General features: G+C 61.0%; 19 protein-coding genes. 15 read left to right on the top strand and 4 right to left on the bottom strand.

Going from position 1 to position 18,195, the window contains the following annotated elements:
- The first annotated feature begins 67 nt into the window (after nucleotides 1–67).
- The 13 genes from CCGE531_RS24200 (at nucleotide 68) to CCGE531_RS24140 (ending at nucleotide 12,509) form a co-directional block, all read left to right on the top strand.
- The gene (locus CCGE531_RS24200; RefSeq protein WP_120669401.1) at nucleotides 68–1,138 is read left to right on the top strand and encodes a LacI family DNA-binding transcriptional regulator; all 1,071 of its coding nucleotides are present in this window, start codon (nucleotides 68–70) and stop codon (nucleotides 1,136–1,138) included.
- Nucleotides 1,102–2,109, top strand: a complete 1,008-nt coding sequence (locus CCGE531_RS24195; RefSeq protein WP_120668482.1) for a substrate-binding domain-containing protein — start codon at nucleotides 1,102–1,104, stop codon at nucleotides 2,107–2,109. Before CCGE531_RS24200 ends, CCGE531_RS24195 begins: the two co-directional genes overlap by 37 nt.
- 72 nt (nucleotides 2,110–2,181) lie before the next feature.
- Complete coding sequence (locus CCGE531_RS24190) at nucleotides 2,182–3,675, top strand: sugar ABC transporter ATP-binding protein (RefSeq protein ID WP_120668480.1); 1,494 nt, start codon at nucleotides 2,182–2,184, stop codon at nucleotides 3,673–3,675.
- Nucleotides 3,668–4,702 (top strand): ABC transporter permease, encoded by a 1,035-nt coding sequence (locus CCGE531_RS24185; protein ID WP_120668478.1) that lies wholly within the window; start codon nucleotides 3,668–3,670, stop codon nucleotides 4,700–4,702. Before CCGE531_RS24190 ends, CCGE531_RS24185 begins: the two co-directional genes overlap by 8 nt.
- On the top strand, nucleotides 4,695–5,753 hold the full coding sequence (locus tag CCGE531_RS24180) for an ABC transporter permease (RefSeq protein ID WP_120668476.1): 1,059 nt from the start codon (nucleotides 4,695–4,697) through the stop codon (nucleotides 5,751–5,753). Before CCGE531_RS24185 ends, CCGE531_RS24180 begins: the two co-directional genes overlap by 8 nt.
- Entirely contained in the window at nucleotides 5,750–7,138 is a 1,389-nt protein-coding gene (locus CCGE531_RS24175; RefSeq protein WP_120668474.1) for an FGGY family carbohydrate kinase, read from the top strand. Before CCGE531_RS24180 ends, CCGE531_RS24175 begins: the two co-directional genes overlap by 4 nt.
- Nucleotides 7,139–7,170: 32 nt before the next feature.
- The gene (locus CCGE531_RS24170) at nucleotides 7,171–7,827 is read left to right on the top strand and encodes a class II aldolase/adducin family protein (protein WP_120669400.1); all 657 of its coding nucleotides are present in this window, start codon (nucleotides 7,171–7,173) and stop codon (nucleotides 7,825–7,827) included.
- Nucleotides 7,828–7,908: 81 nt separating this feature from the next.
- A complete protein-coding gene (locus CCGE531_RS24165; protein ID WP_120668470.1) occupies nucleotides 7,909–8,184 on the top strand; it encodes a type II toxin-antitoxin system ParD family antitoxin in 276 nt (91 codons plus the stop codon).
- Nucleotides 8,171–8,515, top strand: coding sequence for a type II toxin-antitoxin system RelE/ParE family toxin (locus tag CCGE531_RS24160; RefSeq protein ID WP_120668468.1), 345 nt, complete (start codon nucleotides 8,171–8,173; stop codon nucleotides 8,513–8,515). Before CCGE531_RS24165 ends, CCGE531_RS24160 begins: the two co-directional genes overlap by 14 nt.
- A 145-nt stretch (nucleotides 8,516–8,660) precedes the next feature.
- Complete coding sequence (locus tag CCGE531_RS24155) at nucleotides 8,661–9,335, top strand: response regulator transcription factor (RefSeq protein ID WP_120668466.1); 675 nt, start codon at nucleotides 8,661–8,663, stop codon at nucleotides 9,333–9,335.
- Complete coding sequence (locus CCGE531_RS24150) at nucleotides 9,332–10,783, top strand: HAMP domain-containing sensor histidine kinase (protein ID WP_120668464.1); 1,452 nt, start codon at nucleotides 9,332–9,334, stop codon at nucleotides 10,781–10,783. The genes CCGE531_RS24155 and CCGE531_RS24150 overlap by 4 nt, the downstream gene beginning before the upstream one ends.
- A 133-nt stretch (nucleotides 10,784–10,916) precedes the next feature.
- Nucleotides 10,917–11,582: an ankyrin repeat domain-containing protein gene (locus tag CCGE531_RS24145; protein ID WP_120668462.1), complete on the top strand. Its 666-nt coding sequence runs from the start codon at nucleotides 10,917–10,919 to the stop codon at nucleotides 11,580–11,582.
- A gap of 90 nt (nucleotides 11,583–11,672) precedes the next feature.
- A complete protein-coding gene (locus tag CCGE531_RS24140) occupies nucleotides 11,673–12,509 on the top strand; it encodes a bifunctional allantoicase/(S)-ureidoglycine aminohydrolase (protein ID WP_120668460.1) in 837 nt (278 codons plus the stop codon).
- Between the two features lie 109 nt (nucleotides 12,510–12,618).
- Here the strand turns inward: CCGE531_RS24140 and CCGE531_RS24135 are convergent, their stop codons facing one another.
- Together CCGE531_RS24135 and CCGE531_RS24130 are read right to left on the bottom strand one after the other, a co-directional pair.
- Complete coding sequence (locus tag CCGE531_RS24135) at nucleotides 12,619–13,362, bottom strand: SDR family oxidoreductase (RefSeq protein WP_120668458.1); 744 nt, start codon at nucleotides 13,360–13,362, stop codon at nucleotides 12,619–12,621.
- A gap of 40 nt (nucleotides 13,363–13,402) precedes the next feature.
- Complete coding sequence (locus tag CCGE531_RS24130; protein WP_120668457.1) at nucleotides 13,403–13,795, bottom strand: DoxX family protein; 393 nt, start codon at nucleotides 13,793–13,795, stop codon at nucleotides 13,403–13,405.
- A gap of 147 nt (nucleotides 13,796–13,942) precedes the next feature.
- Between CCGE531_RS24130 and CCGE531_RS24125 the strand changes: the two genes are divergently transcribed.
- Nucleotides 13,943–14,365 carry a helix-turn-helix domain-containing protein gene (locus CCGE531_RS24125; protein WP_120668455.1) on the top strand — a complete coding sequence of 141 codons (423 nt, stop codon included), beginning with the start codon at nucleotides 13,943–13,945 and terminating at the stop codon, nucleotides 14,363–14,365.
- Nucleotides 14,366–14,469: 104 nt separating this feature from the next.
- Here the strand turns inward: CCGE531_RS24125 and CCGE531_RS24120 are convergent, their stop codons facing one another.
- The gene (locus tag CCGE531_RS24120; protein WP_120668454.1) at nucleotides 14,470–16,179 is read right to left on the bottom strand and encodes a winged helix-turn-helix domain-containing protein; all 1,710 of its coding nucleotides are present in this window, start codon (nucleotides 16,177–16,179) and stop codon (nucleotides 14,470–14,472) included.
- Nucleotides 16,180–16,495: 316 nt separating this feature from the next.
- On the opposite strand from CCGE531_RS24120, the gene CCGE531_RS24115 reads away from it, so the two are divergent.
- On the top strand, nucleotides 16,496–17,449 hold the full coding sequence (locus tag CCGE531_RS24115) for a hypothetical protein (RefSeq protein WP_120668452.1): 954 nt from the start codon (nucleotides 16,496–16,498) through the stop codon (nucleotides 17,447–17,449).
- A gap of 97 nt (nucleotides 17,450–17,546) precedes the next feature.
- Here CCGE531_RS24115 and CCGE531_RS24110 read toward each other — a convergent pair whose 3' ends face one another.
- Nucleotides 17,547–18,173 (bottom strand): LysE family translocator, encoded by a 627-nt coding sequence (locus CCGE531_RS24110; RefSeq protein WP_205586508.1) that lies wholly within the window; start codon nucleotides 18,171–18,173, stop codon nucleotides 17,547–17,549.
- Nucleotides 18,174–18,195 lie beyond the last annotated feature (22 nt).

Below are 18,195 nucleotides of genomic sequence, written 5' to 3'. Positions count from 1 at the left end.
TTACAATAAAACGTTTCACCAGAATTTTCGTAAGCTCAATCGGAGATTGATAGTGGAGGAGGGCAAGATGTCGAAATCGCGAACTCCCTCCATAAAGATGGTGGCCGAAAGGGCGGGCGTCTCGGTGGCGACCGTCTCGAATGTTCTGAACGGCAAGCCGACCGTCTCGCCCGATTTTGCCCGGCGCGTGAACGATGCGGTGCGCGAGCTCGGCTACGTTGTCGATCTTGGCGCCTCGCGGTTGCGCTCGCGCAAGACGCAGCTTGTTGGCGTCGTCGTGCCTGATCTTACCAATCCGATGTTTGCCTCCTTCGTCTCGACGCTGGAGCATCTGGCGCGCCTCGACGACTATGATCTGGTCGTCGTGTCCGCACGCAACAACGCCGAGGAAGAGGCCGATCGCCTGCGCAAGATCCGCGCCTGGCGCCCGGCTGGTCTGATCGTCATTCCCTGCGACGGCGCCTTTGCCGAGCGGCTGCCAAACGGCTTTTTCGCGCCGATCGTCCTTGCCGACCGCATACCGGACGCGGCCGGCTTCGATCTCATTGCCGTCGATAATGGTCCGGCCGCCGGCGCGATCGCCGCCCATCTCGATGAGCAGGGCTATCGTGATTGCATGGTTGTCGGCAGCAGCCTTTCGATCAGCAATGTGCGCGAACGCTGGGAGGGCGTACAGGCGGCAGCCAGGCGCATGCATGTCGAAATGCTGGAAATCGGCATCGATGATGCCAACGGCGCGCAGCGTCTCGAAGAGCGGCTTCGCCGCCGCCCGTTGCCTGGCGCGCTGTTTTCGCTCGATCACGGCACGACGCTCCTGACCTATCGCACCATGGCGGAGATCGGGCTTTCCGTGCCCGGCGATCTCGCCTTTGCGAGCTTCGACGATATGGAATGGATGCAGCTGGTCGCACCCGGCATCACGGCCGTGCGCCAGCCCGTCGAGGAAATGGCCGAACAGGCCTGGGCGCTGTTGTTGCGGCGCATGACCGGTTCTGCCGGAAAACCGGTTACACGGCGCCTGCGCTGCGCCGTCGAGATCCGTGGTTCGACGCCGCGGAGCCCGCTTGAGGAGGCGGGTAACACGAAACTGGGAGGAGAAAAATGGAAGTTACAAGACGAACCATACTCACCGGAATAGGCGGCGCCGTCGTTGCCGGTACGCTTGGTGCGACGATCGGTGTCGCTCAGGCGGCCGAGCCGCAGGTCGGCGTCGTGGTCAAGATCGGCGGCATTCCCTGGTTCAATGCCATGGAAGTCGGCATCAAGAAGGCGGCACCGGAATTCAAGGCGAATGCCTGGATGGTCGGGCCGACGCAAGCCGACGCCGCGCAGCAGGTGCGTGCCATCGAAGATCTGATCGCCCGCAAGGTCGCCGTCATCGGCATCGTGCCGAATGATTCCGCCGCGCTCGATCCCGTTCTTGGCCGCGCGCGGGCTGCCGGCATCAAGGTGCTGGCCCATGAAGGTCCGAGCCAGAAGGAGGCGGATTGGGACTTCGAGCTGACGACCATCGAAGGCTACGGTCAGGCGCATATGGATCTGCTCGCCAAGCAGATGGGCGAGGAAGGCAAGTATATCGTCTATGTCGGTTCGCTGACGGTTCCGCTGCATAATGCCTGGGCCGACGCGGCGATTGCCTATCAGAAGCAGAAATATCCGAAGATGCAGATGCTCGGCGACCGCTTCGGCGTGGCTGAAAGCCTGGATGAAAGCCTCAAGACAACGCAGGATCAGTTGCGCGCACACCCGGATCTCAAGGGCATCCTGACATTCGGCTCGCAGGGGCCGATCGGCGCGGCGCGCGTTCTCGACGATCGCGAAAAGGCGAAGTCGATCGTGCTGGTCGGCGGCTTCTCGCCAGGGCAGGGCGTCAAATACGTCAAATCCGGCACGATCCGCGGCGGCTTCATCTGGAATCCGATGACGGCAGGCGAAATCTTCGTCCAGCTCGCTTCCCTGTTGGCCGCCGGCAAGGAGCCGACCGACAATATGGAGCTGACCGGCGTCGGCAAGGTTCGCGTCTATCCCGACAAGAAGCTCATTCAGGCCCAGAAGCTGGAGTCGCTCGATAAGGAAAATATCGACCGGCTCGTAGCGCTCGGTCTCTAGGCGTTCCTCCCGAGGGCCGGCGGTTGGCGCAAATGCCGCCGCCGGCCGCCCTGCCTCAATCGGAGTGGATCGATGAGCGACGATATTCCGTTTCTGCGATTGACCGGACTGTCCAAGCGGTTCGGCGGCGTGCGCGCATTGGAGGAGATCGATTGGGACGTGCGGCCCGGCGAAATCCATTGCCTTGTTGGTGAAAACGGCTGCGGCAAGTCGACACTCATCAAGACCGTGGCTGGCGTGCATCCGCCCACGGCAGGCATGATCGAGATCGAGGGCAAGCCGGTTCTTCCGCTGGATCCAGCCGGTGCCAAGGCTTTGGGAATCCAGGTGATCTTTCAGGACCTGTCCCTCTTTCCCAATCTGTCCGTTGTCGAAAACATCGCCGTCGAGAGCCATCTCGACCGGCTCGTGAAAGCGGTCAACTGGAAGCAGATGCGCGAGAAGGCCAGCACCGTCCTAGCAAGGCTCGGCTTTGCGCTCGATCTCGATCTCGTGGTCTCCGATCTCTCGGTGGCCGAGCGTCAGATCGTCGCCATTGCGCGCGGCCTGGCAGCCGAGGCGCGGCTGATCTTCATGGATGAGCCGACGGCGTCGTTGACGCGCGCGGAGGTCGACCGTCTGCTGGGGATCGTCGGACGGCTCAAGGCGGACGGCATTGCCGTCGTCTTCGTTTCCCACCGGCTCGATGAGGTGGTCGAGATCGCCGAACGCGTCACCGTGATGCGCGACGGCCGCAAGGTCGGCACGTGGCCTGCCGATCAGATGAGCGAGAAGAAGATCGCGCATCTGATGACCGGGCTCGATATCGATCATGCGATCGTCGCCCGCGATATGGGCGAGGCCGCGCCCGTTCTCGAGGTCGGCGGTCTGTCGCGTCGCGGCGAGTTCGCCGACATCAATTTCACCCTGCATCGTGGAGAGGTTCTGGGCATCTCCGGATTGTTGGGATCGGGCCGCACCGAACTGGCCTTGACGCTGTTTGGCATGCATCGTGCCGAAAGCGGCAGCATCCGCCTCGATGGCCGGCAGCTTTCGCTCCGCTCCAATCGTGACGCGGTGCGTGCCGGCATCGCCTATGTCTCCGAGGATCGCCTGAGCCTCGGCGTCATTCTGCAACAGTCGATCGGCGACAACATCATGCTCGCCGTCATGCGGGGCATGGCAAGCCGGCTGGGGCTTATTCCCGACAAGACACGCAGGCAGCTTGCCGAAGATTGGGTAAAACGGCTCGCCATTAAGGTCCCCTCCGCCGATCGTGCCGTGCAGACGCTTTCCGGCGGCAATCAGCAGCGGGTCGTTTTGGCGAAATGGCTCGCCACGCGGCCGAAGGTTCTGATCCTCGATTCCCCGACCGTCGGCGTCGACATCAAGAACAAGCAGGGCATTTACGACGTGGTGGCCGATCTGGCCCGCCAGGGCGTCGCCATCATTCTCATCTCCGACGAAGTGTCTGAGCTGTTTGCCACTTGCGACCGCATTCTGCACATGCGCGCCGGCCGCATTGTCGGCGAGGCGGTGCCCGGGAACGTCAGCGAGGCCGATATGAAGGAACGCATCTATGCATGAGCACAGCAAGACGGCCGGATCATCCTTCGTGGCGCAATTGAAGCGACGCCCCGAAACATGGCTGCTGGCCGTCATCGCTCTGGTGGTGCTCGTTTTCTCGCTGACGGCGCGAGACTTCCTGACGCTCGCCAATATCATCGATCTGCTCGAAACCTATTCCGTGCAGGCGATTATGGCGATGGGCCTTTTCGTCGTGCTGGTTTCGGGCGGCATCGACATCTCCTTCGCGGCAACCGCCTCCGTGGCGCAATATTGCGCGGCACTGCTGGCAACGCAGTTCGGATTTTCCGCACCCGCCGTCATCGTCTGCGGCCTGGCGATCGGCGTTGGCCTCGGCTGCCTGAATGCGCTGCTGGTCCACTATGTGCGCATCACATCGATCATCGCCACGATCGCCATGATGAGCGTCAGCTTCTCGTTGCTGATGTATTTCTCGGGCGGCAAATCGATCTACACCTTGCCGGACTGGTGGACGAACCGCATCGTCTTCTGGCGCATGGAGACGGCGTCGGGTGATATCGTCCGCGTGACGCTGCCGATTGTCGCCATGGTGGTGGTGACGCTGTTCACCTGGGCGTGGATGAAGAGGTCTTCCGTCGGGCGCCAGCTCTATGCCATGGGCGGGAATGGCGAGGCCGCACGGCGCATCGGCATGAATATCGGCCGGCTGCAATTCGTCGCCTACGGCTATCTCGGACTGATGGCGGCGGTAGCCGGCCTGCTGCAAGCGCACCGGGTCGGCGAAAGCGTGCCCAATGCCATGTACAATACCGAACTTGCGGTATTGTCCGCCGCGGTGCTCGGCGGCGCCAGCCTGACGGGTGGCATCGGCACCGTGCCCGGCGTGCTGCTCGGCATCGTGCTGCTGGCCGTCCTGCAGAACGGGCTCAACCTGCTTGGCGTCTCCTCCTATTTCTTCCAGATCGTCATCGGCATCACCATTCTGGTCTCGACCTCGATCACCGTGATCAGCTCGCGTCCGGGCCGCCGCCACCGCATCATCGCAGGAGCGCCGTCCAATGGCTGAACCTCCAGTTCTCTATAACATCAACAGCAGCCTTGCCGACCTGATGGCGCGTATGCGGACGGGCGTTCCAGGCGCTCACATGGGTCTCGTCATCCTGCTGATTCTTCTGGTCGCCGGCTTTTCCCTGTTCATTCCGAATTTCGCTTCGATCGGCACGCTGCAATCCTTCATGTACCAGATGCCGCTGCTCGGACTTCTGTCTCTGGCAATGATGGCGCCGCTGATAACGGGCGGCCTCAATCTGGCGATCATCGCGACGACGAACCAGTGCGCGCTGCTGATGGCCTTCACCATGCAGAGCCTGATCCCGCCTGCTAGCGGCACCGGGACGGCAATTGCCGTGATCGCTCTGGCGCTTGTTGCCGGTCTCGTATTGTGCCTGCTCATCGGCTTCGTTACCGGCCTGCTCATTGCCTATACCGGCGTCCATCCGATCCTGATCACGCTCGGCACGAAGTCGCTGATCGACGGCATCAGCATCTATCTCACGCGCGGCATGGCACTGTCAGGCATACCGGACGGCTTCAGCCGTATCGGCACGACCACCATGGTCGGCGTGCCGATGATCTTTCTGCTGCTGATCGTCGTCGCCGTCATCGTCAGCCTCATATTGCGGCGCACCGCCTTCGGCGTCGCCTGCGCCATGATCGGCTCCAATATCGAGGCGGCGCGTTATTCGGCGATCGACACGCGCCGGGTGCTGGTCGGCGTCTACGTCATGTCGAGCGTGATCTGCTTCTTCGCCGCCCTGGTCATGCTGGCGACGTTCAATTCGGCCAGCGCGGATTATGCGCAATCCTATCTGCTGGTGACCATCCTTGCGGCCGTGCTCGGCGGCGTCGATCCGTTCGGCGGCTTCGGCACGGCCGGCGGCCTGATGCTGGCGCTCGCGATCCTGCAGGTGATATCCTCGGGCTTCAACCAGTTCGGCCTCAGCAACTATCTGACGGTCGCGATATGGGGTGGCATTCTCATCTTCGTCGCCATGGTTCAGACGGCGCGGCCCTATCTCATGGGGCTGCTGCCAACACGTTTTCTCGGTCCGAAATGAGCATCGTCGCGGTTTTCGACATCGGCAAGACGAATGTGAAGCTATCGGCGGCAAGCGACGACGGTCGCGTGCTCGAAACGCTGTTGACGCCGAACTGGGTCAAGGAGGCGCCGCCCTATCGCCATCATGACCTCGATGAGCTGGAAGACTGGCTCATCGATAGTCTGGCCGCATTGGGAAAACGCCACGATATCGACGCGATCGTCACCTGCGCGCATGGTTCCGGAGGCGTGCTGGTCGATCGACAAGGTGCGGCAATGCCGATGATCGACTACGAGCAGCCCATACCCGCCGATGTCGACGCCTATTACAGGGCGATCGTTGGCCCCTATCGCGAAAGGGCCAGCGCCATCATGTTGGGCGCGGCGCATCTCGCGCGGCAAATGCTCTGGCAGGAAATGCACTGGCCGGAGACATTCGCGGCTGCCAGCGCCTATCTCGCCACCCCGCAATATTGGGCTTTCCGCCTGTCAGGGGTCCTGTCCAGCGAGGTCACGAGCCTGGCGGCGCAATCGCATCTTTGGGCCTCGGCCGACGGGCGGCCGGCCGCACTCGTTGCAAGCCGCGGCTGGCAGCGCCTGATGCCGCCGATGCGGCGGGCCTGGGAAACGCTTGGGTTTTTGAAGCCGGAGCTTGCGGGGCGCAGCGGCCTGAAGGCAACGACGCGTATCCTGTGCGGCGTGCACGACTCCTCGGCGAACTTCTACCGTTACCAGGCGGCCGACCTCTCCGATTTCATAGTGATTTCGACGGGCACGTGGATCGTTGCGCTCACGGACTGCCTGGGTGTCGATTTCGATATCGAGCTGCCCGGTCATTCCTGTAATGCCGATGTGTTCGGCAATCCTATGCCCGGCATGTTGACCATGGGCGGGCGTGAATTTTCCGCCGTCGCCGCAAAGGCTCCGGGACCGGCCTCGTTGCAGGCACTGCGGAGGATCGTTACCTCTGGCACCTTTGCGCTGCCGACCTTCGGCTCGGACGACGGGCTCTTTCCCGGCACGGCGCACCATGGCCGCCTGGAGGGTCCGCTTGCAGACGAAGGAGACGTCCGCTTCACGCTCGCCGTGCTCTATTCGGCGTTGCTGACGGCAGACTGCATCCGGGATCTGCCTGCTGCGGGAACAGTGGTGCTCGACGGGAATTTTGTCGTCGATCCTCTCTATGGCGCCGCCGTTGCGGCGCTCTTGCCCGACCGGCGGGTGCTTGTGAGCCGCAGCACGACGGGCACGGCGACAGGCGCTGCCATGCTCGCTGCCCATGAAAAGCGCATTTCGCCCGCGCCGCTGGCAGCCGAGGCGCCGGATATTTCCGACTTTCCCGAACTTTCATCCTATCAGCGCCGCTGGCAGGCGCTGATCAAGACCATGGAGCAAATATCGTGACGACACATGACGACAACGCCCAGCGCGAGGAAATGGTAGCGATCTGCCGCCGGATGAACGCGTCCGGCATCAATCAGGGAACGGCCGGCAACATGTCGGTGCGCAATCCCAAGGGCTTCCTGATCACGCCCACGTCTCTTCCCTATGACATGATGCAGCCGAAGGATCTGGTGCAGATGTATTTTGACGGCAGTTACGAGGGTGAACGCCGGCCGTCGTCGGAATGGCGCTTTCATCGCGATATCCTTGCCTCCCGCCAGGATATCGACTGCGTTCTCCATTGCCATTCGGTCTACGCGACCACGCTTGCCGTGCACCACAAGACCATCCCGAGCTTCCACTATATGACCGGTGTCGCGGGAGGCACGACGATCCGCTGCGCGCGCTATGCCACCTTCGGCACGCAAGCCCTTTCGGATGCGGCGATCGAGGCACTGCAGGACAGGCTTGCCTGCCTGCTTGGTCAGCATGGACAGATCTCGCTCGGCAAGACGCCGGCGGCCGCGCTTGCGCTCGCCATCGAAGTCGAAACCCTGTCGCGCCTTTATGTTCAGGCACTGACGCTCGGCGAACCCCCCATTCTCGATGACGAGGAGATGGCGCGCGTCATCCAGCAGATGAAGAATATGAGTTATGGGATTGCGCCGGATCTGGGCGGCGTCAACGACACTGCGAAGCGCCGGCAGTAACCTCGGCCCGAGGTCGTCTTGATGCGACGCCTTGACATATGTGCGACTGGGTAGCACTTTAACGCTTGAAGGAGATAGCCAGTGAGCGTCAAGTCGTCGATATCGTTGACCGATCAGCAGGATGCATTTGCCCGCTCGCTCGTCGAGGCGGGACGCTATTCCAGCTTGAGTTCCGTCCTCCAACAGGGCCTGGAGCTGCTTCGGCAAAAAACCGAGGCGGAGGCGGCAGAGACGGAGGCGCTCCGCGCGCTCATCCAGCGCCGGGTCGATGGGCCGAAAATCTCTGTAACGGACATGGAAGAGCGGATCGAAAGCATGATCGAGCGGAAGCGGCGAGCTCTTCGTGTGGAACCTTGAATATTCAAGAGAGGCGGATCGCGATTTCGAGCTGATCTTCGATCATCTGTTCGCCGTCTATCTCGACCTCGGAGATGCGCCCGAGGAAGCGCTGGAGCGTGGCGCCGACCGTATTCGCGAGCTTCGTCTGGCGATCGATCGGCTGGTCGAGACGCCTTACATCGGAATGTTGCGATCGGATATCCATCCCGGTATTCGCTTCATGCGGCGAGACAAGGCTGCCGTCTGGTTTCTGCCGATCGAGGAACGTCGGACCATCGTCGTCGCCGCGATTTTCTTTGGCGGCCAGGATCACATCAGGCGGATGCTGGCGCGCTTGCTGGAAAGTTAGCGACAGACGTCTCGGCCATGTCCCGCCGCCTGTAACAACCGGCGCAACCCAGTACCACTTCTTAAATCCGCGTGTAATGTAGCTGCAATCTTTGGCTGTCAGTGGGGCAAAGGATGGCAAGCGCCGTTCTTTGGGGGGAAAGTCATTGCGAATCTTGCTTCTTGAGGATGAGCCCGAAATGGCTCGAGCGCTGCTCGAGGCATTGAGGCGCCGCGATGTGCTCGCCGATCACGTCCGGACGATTGCGGATGCCGAGGCCATGGCCCGCGTCGGCACCTATGATGTCCTAGTCCTGGACCGTCGCCTGCCGGATGGCGAGGGCCTCGATCTTGTTGCTGCGCTTCGTCAACGCCGGCACCCCGTGCCGATCCTTGTTTTGACCGCTCTCGGCACGGTCGACCATCGCGTGGACGGACTTGATAGCGGTGCCGACGACTATCTTGCCAAGCCTTTCGCAATCGAGGAATTGCTCGCCCGCCTGCGAGCTCTGCAAAGACGCGGCCCCACGCTTTCCGACAGATATCTGAGCTTCGGCAATCTGAGCGTCGATCCGCGAAGCAATGAAATCTCCATTGCCGGGTCGCTTGTCGAATTTCCCCGGCGCGAATACCTGGTGCTGGAGGCGCTGATGCGCCGTCCGAACCGTATCGTCACGAGGCCGAACCTCGTCGAGGCGGTTTATGCATTGGAGGACGAAATCGGATCGAATGCCTTGGACGCGCACATCTCGCGAATCCGAAAGAAGCTCCTGCTGGCCGAAGCCACGGTCGAGATAAGAGCCGTTCGAAACATTGGCTATCTCGTCCGGACGAAGGCATGAAGACAGAGCGCGGCCGGTCGTTGCGTTGGGGGCTGATAAAGCGCCTCATCGCCCTGCAGGCCTTTATCCTCGTTCTCTTCTTCGTTCTTCTCGTTGGCTGGATCTGGATCATCAATCCGGAGCTGGAGGATGCCAACGAAGAGGCCGTCCGCGTCGTCGCGCAACAGGTTACAAGGGACGATGACGGGCAGCTGCAGGTGGCCGAGACTCAAGAGGTCGTCGAGCTGAAGCGGCGCTATCCGGAGCTCTGGTTCACCGTCCGGGACGACAAGGGGCTTCTCCTTCAATATGGAGAGATACCGACAGCCGCTCTCAAGGAAGGCTTTCCCCGGACGATCGATCGGGCGAGGGTGGAAGCGGGCAACGGTGCGCATGCCACGGTCGAGAACCGGGATACCTCGGTTGGCAAGCTGCAGATCATGGCGGCCACCGAACGAGGCTTTGACAGTGACGGCCTCAATGTGTGGATCAATATGCGTGTCGAGGTCGCCAAGGGTCCGCATGGCGAAATCCACTGGTTGAGTGTCTTGCCGGCCCTGGCATTCGTCATCTTCATCGGTGTGTTTCCCATACTGGCGCTCACTGGTATCGCAACGCTGCTCGTCACACCACGCGCCGTCGGCCGGTCGCTGAGCGGCCTCGTGGAAACGGCAACACAGGCGCAGGCGATCGATTTCGATACGCGCTCAGCCCGGCTTGAGCGTTCGAAGGTTCCGACCGAGATCATCCCGCTGGTGGACGCGTTCAACCATGCGCTTTCGAAGCTGGATGAAGGCTATAAGAGGCACAATCGCTTCCTCGCCGACGCCGCGCATGAGCTGAGAACGCCGATTGCGATTGCGCGGACGCGGGCCGATCTTCTCCCCGAGGCCGAGGTGAGCCATCAGCTTCGGGACGATATCGACCGCCTCTCCCGCGTGGCGCATCAACTTCTGGAAATGCAGGCCATCGGCGCGGTCGAGCTGCGCGCGGAGAAGAAAGATCTGAATATCGTGGTCGAGAACATCGCCGCCGATCTTGCACCGATTGCGATGGATGCCGGCTACGATTTCGACTTCGAGCCGAGCCCCGAGGAAGCGGTGTTTGTGATCCAGACCTCGACGATCGAGATGGCGGTCGTCAACCTGATCCGAAATGCGATCGATCATGCGGGAGGAAAAGGTTCGATTGTCGTTCGGGTCGGTGCAGCCGGCACGATCGACGTCTGCGACGAAGGTCCAGGCATACCGCTGGCGGAGCGCGATCGTGTCTTTGAGCCATTTCGCCGCATCAATGCCAGTTCCTCCGGAGCTGGCCTGGGACTGAATCTGGTCAAGAAGGCGGCCGAGATCCACGGTGGAAGAGTTTTATTCCCCGACACCGGCCAAGGCTTCTGTGTGCGGCTGGAGATCGGCTCCATCCCTCCCTCGGTCGTGGTGGCGGACAAGGGCTGGCGCGGAAAACGGTGAAGCTATGGCTCGGTCATAGCAACGGAAAATCCTGAAAGTGTTTTCATTTTCTCAGCGGTCCCGGCTTGGATATTCGATTTTCTGGAGCGGAGTTCCCTGCTAGGTTCAGACAGAAACACCAACGAGATGAGGCATGTTGAAATTTTTGCTGTCAGCCTGGCTTTTCCTGACGGCTGTCTGCACTCCTTTCCTTGCCTTCGGCGATACAATGGATCTTCGATTACACAAGGCGGCCGCAGCGGGCGACGTCGCCGCCATCCGGGAACTGCTCGCCAGCGGCGCCGACATCGAGACGCGAGACGCAAGCGGCGCGACGGCACTGCTTGTCGCGACGCATGGCAGCAAGGTGGAGGCCGCGCGGGCGCTGATCGAGGCAGACGCTAACGTCAATGCCAAGGACGAGATTGAGGACAGTCCCTATCTCTATGCCGGCGCCCGCGGCCATCTTGATATTCTCAAGCTCGCGCTTGCTCATGGCGCGGATCTCAAAAGCATCAATCGCTATGGCGGCACGGCGCTCATTCCCGCGTCCGAGCGCGGCCATGTCGAAACGGTCGATACCTTGATCAAGGCCGGGGTCGATGTCGACCATGTCAACCGGCTCGGCTGGACGGCGCTTTTGGAGGCGATCATCCTCAGCGATGGCGGTCCACCTCACGTTCGGATCGTCGAACTGCTGATCGTTGCCGGCGCAAACGTCAATCTCGCCGACAATGACGGCGTAATGCCGCTTCAGCATGCCCGCAGCCGCGGCTACGACAAGATAGTGAAATTGCTTGAGAAAGCGGGGGCCACGTGACGCGGCATTTCCGCTTGTAGCGCAATCCGCTATATGGCGGAGGCACATGCCGCAGCCTCCGCGAAACCATGAGAATGAAGGATCCAGACGATGCAAAGAAATTACTATTCTTCTCTTGGCGGTCATCCGCCGCAGAGCGATCTCCTGACGGGGCGGGCGGTATTCACGGAGGCCTATGCCGTCATCCCCAAGGGGGTGATGCAGGACATCGTCACCAGCTATCTGCCCTTCTGGAACGATACCCGCTGCTGGGTGATCGCACGGCCGCTCTCTGGTTTCGCCGAGACCTTTTCGCAATATGTCATGGAAGTGGCGCCGGGTGGCGGCAGCGACAGGCCGGAACAGGATGCCGAGGCCGAAGGCGTGCTCTTCGTCGTCGACGGTGAGATCGAACTGACACTGCCCTCCGGCAAGCATGTCCTCCAGCCGGGCGGCTATGCCTTCCTGCCGCCGGGCCTGAAGTGGTCGCTGCACAACCGCGCGGGCGCGCATGCCCGCTTCCACTGGATTCGCAAGGCCTACGAGGCTGTCGAGGGGTTGGATCATCCGCAGCCGCTCATCCTCAACGAGAAGGACATCACGCCGTCGGTCATGCCGGGCACCGACGGAGGCTGGGCGACTACCCGCTTCGTCGATCCCTCCGACCTGCGCCACGACATGCATGTGACGATCGTCACCCTGCAGCCCGGCGCCGTCATTCCCTTCGCGGAAACCCATGTCATGGAGCACGGCCTCTACGTGCTGGAAGGCAAGGCCGTCTATCGTCTGAACCAGGATTGGGTCGAGGTGGAGGCCGGCGACTTCATGTGGCTGCGCGCCTTCTGCCCGCAGGCCTGCTATGCCGGAGGCCCCGGTCCCTTCCGCTACCTGCTCTACAAGGACGTCAACCGCCACATGGCGCTTCGTCCTTTCGGTCCGCGCCGTTAAGCTCGAGGATACTCGGGAACCCGGGCGCTTTTGGGCGCCGGGTTTTGCCCGTTCGGCGGCTATGGCATTGCCGCCGCCAGTCGGACGATCTTGACGTAGTCGTTGCCGATCAGCGCGCGCTATCGATGAGTAAGCCGCCATCAGGCGTGAGCGTGTAGCCCGTCAGGAATTGCGCATCCTTGCTCGCGAGGAAGAGAACGACAGGCGCGATGTCTTCTTCCGGCGATCCGTAACGGCCGAGCGGGTTTGTCGGCGGTGGAACATTGGCTTCAGGCCCCCATGTTTCAGCCACCGGTAGGACATTATTGACGGTGATCTTGTCCGCAGCCCACTCGCGTGCGGCCGTTCTCGTGAGCGCCCGCACGGCCTCTTTCGCCATGTTGTAAGGACCCATACCGGCGAGGCCGATCACGCCGGCCATCGAGCCGAAGTTGATGACGCGGCCCTGTTCGCTCGCCTTGAGGTGCGGATATGCCGCCTGCATGAAGTGCAGATAGGCGATCGGGCCGATGTCAAAATTGCGCTGTAGCTGATCCGTCGAGAGTTCCAGGATGGATGAGTAGGGAACAGACGGATCGAAGGCATTGTTTACGAGAATGTCGAGCCAGCCATAGGCGGCCACCACCTTGTCTACAGCAGCCTTGATCTCATCGGCCTTGCCGATATCGGCGGGAACCGACAACGCGATGCCGCCGTCGGCCTCGATGTCCGCCACGACAGCCTCGACGCTGGCTGGCGTACGCGACAGCAGGGCGACCTTGGCGCCTTCTGCCGCGAACAGCTTGGCAGTGGCGCGGCCGATGCCGCGACTGGCGCCGGTGACGAGCGCAACTTTTCCTTCGAGTCTACCCATGATCTTCTCCATGTTCTGGGTGTTGATGGGTTTCGCCGCGTCAGCGCACGGCGAGTTGAGCGTAAGGCGACGGCACGTCGCGCGCGGCATTCTGTGCGGTGAAGGAAGCGGCCAGCAGCGCGAGGCCGATGATTGCCGGCAAAGCCCCCATGGGCTTGCGGACACCAAGATGCGCCGAGCCGGACAGCACCAGGTGAAAGAAGATACCGGCATAGGCCAGATCGCTCAGGGGAACGCTGACACGCGAGAGGATCGCGATCGGCCCAAGCACCTTCACTACGATCATCAACGGGACGAGGTAAGGAGCCGGGTAGTTCAGCCCGGCGAGCGTCTGGCGAACCCAGTCTCCCTTGGTCAGGTATAGAAACGCGGAGCTCAGATACAGCAGCGACAATAGTATCGTGCTGCTCCAGTAGATGTATGTCGCGGCCATGCGGTTTTTCCTCGTCGCTGCTCTTACTGTTTCGCAAATTTCCAAATCAGGGCCAGCGCGCATTTTTCACATGCCCAACCGCTGTCCACATTGAAAATGTCGACTAATATTGATATCTGCAAGTAGGATGAATTACTTGCTATTAGTATGGAAAACCAGACCATGGCCGATGACGAGATCAACATGCACGAGGAGATGCGGCGCGCATTCGCGCTGCTCTCGGGCAAATGGAAACTGGAGATCATGTGGCTGCTGAATCAGCGGGTCTATCGTTTCGGAGAACTGCGCAAAGCGATCCCCGGCATTACCCAGCACATGCTGACGGCCCAACTGCGCGAACTCGAGGCGGATGGGCTCATTTCGCGCACAGTGTTCGCGGAGGTGCCACCTCGCGTTGACTACGAGATCACTCCTAAAGCGCGGGGGCTCGGCCCGACGATGGAAGCGCTGACGGTCTGGTGGAACGAATACGGAAAGAGCCTGCCGCCGAAGCCGAGCGCGCGGGGACGCAAAGCCAATAGTTCAGTCGCCTCGGCAAGCAGCGCACCGGTAACGCGACGAACACGCTGATGGAGAGGGCCGGTGTTCAGCTCGCGTCGCCTCTGATCGACAGCAGAAGAGTGGCCGCCTGCGAATTCGATAGCCGACGCGGGATATTCGACAACGCATCGTCGTCACTTCTTGTCGTCTGGCTTTTGCTCATCATCGCCCGCGGGTAACCCGATCTCGATCAGCGTTTGGATAATCTTCTGGCGCGCTTCGAGATAGGTCGGGCTGGTGTTGCGAGTGGGCAGGGAAATATTGGCGGCTGTCGAGCCCGGCCGCAGCTGCAATCCCTCGGCAAGGGCCTGCTTTGCGTCATCTGATCGGCCCAATCGCTGATAGGCGATAGCTAGGAGCATGTGCGCGCGTCCCGTTCCTGGTGTGATTGCGATAGAACGCTGCAGCCACCCAATCGCGTCTTCATTGTGATTCAAAATTATATCGGCCCATCCCGCCCCCAACAGCCAGGTCCAGCGCGAAACCTCCGGCGTATTGAAGCGGTCTGCCTGCTCGAATGTTGCGAGCGCATCCTCGAAACGCCCCAATTGAATCTGTGTGAGGCCGAGATGGAACAAGGCCGTGCCATCCCAGGGATTGAGGCTCAACGCTCTTGCGCAGGCCACGAGGCTCTCCGAAAATTGGTTGGTGACGGTCAGAAAACGACAATAGACCCCAAGCACCGGGATGGAGTCCGGTCTGGTCCGCAGGGCGTGTTCCAATAGGGATCCTGCCTCATTCTCAGCTGCCTTGCCCTCCGCCGGACTATACCAGGCCAGCTGGACCCCACGCAGATGCAGCGCCGCAAGCGCGATCTGGAGATCGGCATTGTTCGGCTGATCGCTCAGATATTTTTCAAGGATCGCGCGCGCCGTCGCAAAGCGTTCCTTTGTCGTCTGGTTAATCGATGCGGTTGCCTGTTGTATCGCGACGCTGGCGGCTCCCGTCGGCCGTTCGTCGTCGGTTTGGCCAAATTTGTTCAGGCGGAGTGCAAGTTCATAGCCCGCGCCGGCAGCGAGCCGAGCTGCGAGACGCTGCTTGTCGGGTTCGCTGGCGTCGAGCGTAATTTCAGCAACGGATTCGATTTCCCGGCTGCCCACATTGATCAGGCGTGTCTGAAAGATCCAGGATTGCGGGCTTCTTTGCAGCTCTCCCTGAAGGAGGAGACCGGCTCCGTGGGCATGTCCTGAAATCGCTTCGGCCGTCTTCACCGGGCCTTGTTCCCTGGAGGCTATCAAGCGGATTCCGTCGATCTTCGCTAAGCCGTTGATCATCTCGGCCGCGACTGCTTGCGCCAGCGCGTTGCTTTGAGGATCGCCGATGCTGTCAACGATCGGCAGGACTTCGACGATCGGCCGGCTCGATCCGAAGACATCGCCGATCCTGAAGGAAAAGACGGTGAGGCTGAACACGACGACGATCGCACACAGAATTGCAAATGCCCCGAAAGCCAGAGCCTTGCGCGAGCCGGGCCGGTATCGTGGCCCAGCATCTGAAGCTTGAGTATCGATCGCGACAGGCAGTGGAGCCGATCCCGGCTGTTCGGTGGAGACCTCGGCGGTGAAGAGATAGCCGCGGCCGGACACAAGCTTGATCATGTGCCGTTCCGTATCACCCAATGCCGTGCGGATTTCACGAACGCACTGAAACAGGCTGTCCTCTGCGACATAAATGCCCGGCCAGACGGCCTCCATCAGTTCCTGCTTGCCAACGATGCGCCTGTTGTTCGCGACGAGCAGTCTCAGCAGTTCAAACGCTTTGGGGCGCAGCCGGATCGCCGAGCCGTCCGGCCCATGAAGCTCGGCACGATCTGGATCGAGAACGAACCCGGCAAAAAAGAACACCTGCTCCCAACGATCCTCAACTGCAAGGTTTAAAATATGATGCAATATAAAGAGAGCTTAACTCGACAGTCAACGTGTCGAGGCCCTGTCGGGAAACGAGCCGTTGCGCGGATAAGCCGGACGCAATTCCAGAACCAAATCGGCTAACCGCTGATTTTGTCTGCCGAATCGCTGATTTCAGAAAAATATCAGAAAAAATCAGAAGCTTGCTGGGGTGTTATCAGGACGTCCCGCGCTGCTCCGCCTATTGTTCGGTAGTGAACGGCATGGCTGCGTCGTGGGCGTCAACGAGCCGACAATCTCGAGAAAGCTTCCCATGGGTAAGGTGCTTGATTTTCCGGTTGCTCGATCGGCTGATGCTCTACGCGCAATCCGGACAGGGCCGGTCGGCAAGACAGGCGGTCTCATCGATGCGGAGATGTTTCCCCGCGCCATCCTGTTACTGGCACGGAGTTTTGTCGCGGTCTACGAGGCGTCGCCTCGGACCGCGGCGCTTTTTGCCACGCAGCAACGTTGGCTCCTGTGCCATGCCGCATTGGGCGATTACTTTCGGTCGGTTCGTACGGCGCGGCGCGGGGTGAGCAGACGCAGTCTCGGCAACCTTGCGCTGCAATACGGTATTGCCAGCCGCAACACGGCCTATGCGTTTTTCGACGAAGCGCTGAAATATGATGTCGTTCGTCCGATCGCCGATGGCCAATCGGATCAGGTCGCGCCGGCGCCGCTTACGTTGTTGATGCTGACCCATTGGTATAGCGTGCATTTCCAGGCCCTCGATCTCATCGATGGAGGGAGCAGGGCGGCCCGGTTTCTTTCGGAGCCGGAAAACCTGGTGATGTTGATCCAGCCGCTTGCCGCGCACGCGCTCCTGACGAGCCCTGTGATACGCAGCCCCGGCCCGCTCTACACGATCTTCACCTGGGCCGATGCAGGCGGCTTGCTGATGGACCGCCTGATTGCCGGAATAGAGCCGGAGATGCTGGGACAAGATAGGCTGCTGACGGATGTAAGCTCGATTTCCTATCTCGCACAATCATTCGGCCTGTCGCGAGCCCATACCAGCCGCAAGTTTGCAGCGGCGGAATCGATCGGCGGAATCGGCTGGAGCGGTCGGCGGGGTCGTTCGCGGATCTGGATCTCGCATGGCTTTTACGAAGAATATGCGCATGCGCATGCCAGCAAGCTGGATATACTGGACGATGCTTTTACAGAAGCTTCGACAGTTCTTGTCCCGCTATCCGAAAAGTCTGTCGCCACCGACGATATCTGAAGCTGATGGCTCTGGAAGCAAATAGGCAGAAGCACGCGAAAGAGCCGGATGGATGAACGGCCCGGGCATAGGTTTTAGCCGGTTGCGCGAAAGCGCGTCATTGCTGCTGAAGGGCAAGCCTCACGCCCAATGCCATATAGATCGTGCCGATAACCTTTCCCTGCCAGCGTCCGATGGTGCGGTTGCGGCGCAGCCAGCCGCCGATCGATCCGGCGCCGATCGCCAGAAGCGACGTGACCCCAATGCTGAGGGCGACGAAGATAGCGCCGAGCAGTGCGAATTGCGCGATGACGGAGCCGCTTTCCGGATGGATGAACTGCGGCAGGAATGCCAGGAAGAAAAGGGCGGTCTTGGGGTTGAGGATCTCGGTGAAGAAGCCTTGCCGAAACGCCCGGATGGGCGTGATGGCCTGCGCGGTTGGGACGTCGATGCTGCCGCTCTTTTCGATGAAGGCCTTGAAGCCGAGATAGATCAGATAGATGACACCGGCATATTTGACGATCTCGAAGGCCAAAGCGGATGTGGCGAGCAGCGCCGACAATCCGAAGGTCGCCATCATCGTATGGAGGAGATCGCCGGCGGCAATGCCAAGGCCGGTTGCCAATCCGGCACGCTTGCCGCCGCTGACGGCTCTGGCGAGCGTGAGCAGCGTGGCAGGCCCGGGAATGACCATCAGACCGAGCACCACCAAGATATACGTCGTCAAAACACCGAGGCTGATCATCGATCTCTTCTCACGTTGATGA

The sequence above is a fragment of the Rhizobium sp. CCGE531 genome (assembly GCF_003627795.1).
GTDB lineage: Bacteria > Pseudomonadota > Alphaproteobacteria > Rhizobiales > Rhizobiaceae > Rhizobium.
Note: the sequence above shows the minus strand (reverse complement) of the source record. Positions and strands in the feature narration are given on the sequence as shown.

Excerpts from the sequence above, each read along its gene's own strand:
- CCGE531_RS24200 (WP_120669401.1), top strand. The coding sequence starts at position 68 with ATGTCGAAATCGCGAACTCCCTCCATAAAGATGGTGGCCGAAAGGGCG.
- CCGE531_RS24195 (WP_120668482.1), top strand. The coding sequence starts at position 1,102 with ATGGAAGTTACAAGACGAACCATACTCACCGGAATAGGCGGCGCCGTC.
- CCGE531_RS24190 (WP_120668480.1), top strand. The coding sequence starts at position 2,182 with ATGAGCGACGATATTCCGTTTCTGCGATTGACCGGACTGTCCAAGCGG.
- CCGE531_RS24185 (WP_120668478.1), top strand. The coding sequence starts at position 3,668 with ATGCATGAGCACAGCAAGACGGCCGGATCATCCTTCGTGGCGCAATTG.
- CCGE531_RS24180 (WP_120668476.1), top strand. The coding sequence starts at position 4,695 with ATGGCTGAACCTCCAGTTCTCTATAACATCAACAGCAGCCTTGCCGAC.
- CCGE531_RS24175 (WP_120668474.1), top strand. The coding sequence starts at position 5,750 with ATGAGCATCGTCGCGGTTTTCGACATCGGCAAGACGAATGTGAAGCTA.
- CCGE531_RS24170 (WP_120669400.1), top strand. The coding sequence starts at position 7,171 with ATGGTAGCGATCTGCCGCCGGATGAACGCGTCCGGCATCAATCAGGGA.
- CCGE531_RS24150 (WP_120668464.1), top strand. The coding sequence starts at position 9,332 with ATGAAGACAGAGCGCGGCCGGTCGTTGCGTTGGGGGCTGATAAAGCGC.
- CCGE531_RS24145 (WP_120668462.1), top strand. The coding sequence starts at position 10,917 with ATGTTGAAATTTTTGCTGTCAGCCTGGCTTTTCCTGACGGCTGTCTGC.
- CCGE531_RS24140 (WP_120668460.1), top strand. The coding sequence starts at position 11,673 with ATGCAAAGAAATTACTATTCTTCTCTTGGCGGTCATCCGCCGCAGAGC.
- CCGE531_RS24135 (WP_120668458.1), bottom strand. The coding sequence starts at position 13,362 with ATGGGTAGACTCGAAGGAAAAGTTGCGCTCGTCACCGGCGCCAGTCGC.
- CCGE531_RS24130 (WP_120668457.1), bottom strand. The coding sequence starts at position 13,795 with ATGGCCGCGACATACATCTACTGGAGCAGCACGATACTATTGTCGCTG.
- CCGE531_RS24125 (WP_120668455.1), top strand. The coding sequence starts at position 13,943 with ATGGAAAACCAGACCATGGCCGATGACGAGATCAACATGCACGAGGAG.
- CCGE531_RS24115 (WP_120668452.1), top strand. The coding sequence starts at position 16,496 with ATGGGTAAGGTGCTTGATTTTCCGGTTGCTCGATCGGCTGATGCTCTA.
- CCGE531_RS24110 (WP_205586508.1), bottom strand. The coding sequence starts at position 18,173 with ATGATCAGCCTCGGTGTTTTGACGACGTATATCTTGGTGGTGCTCGGT.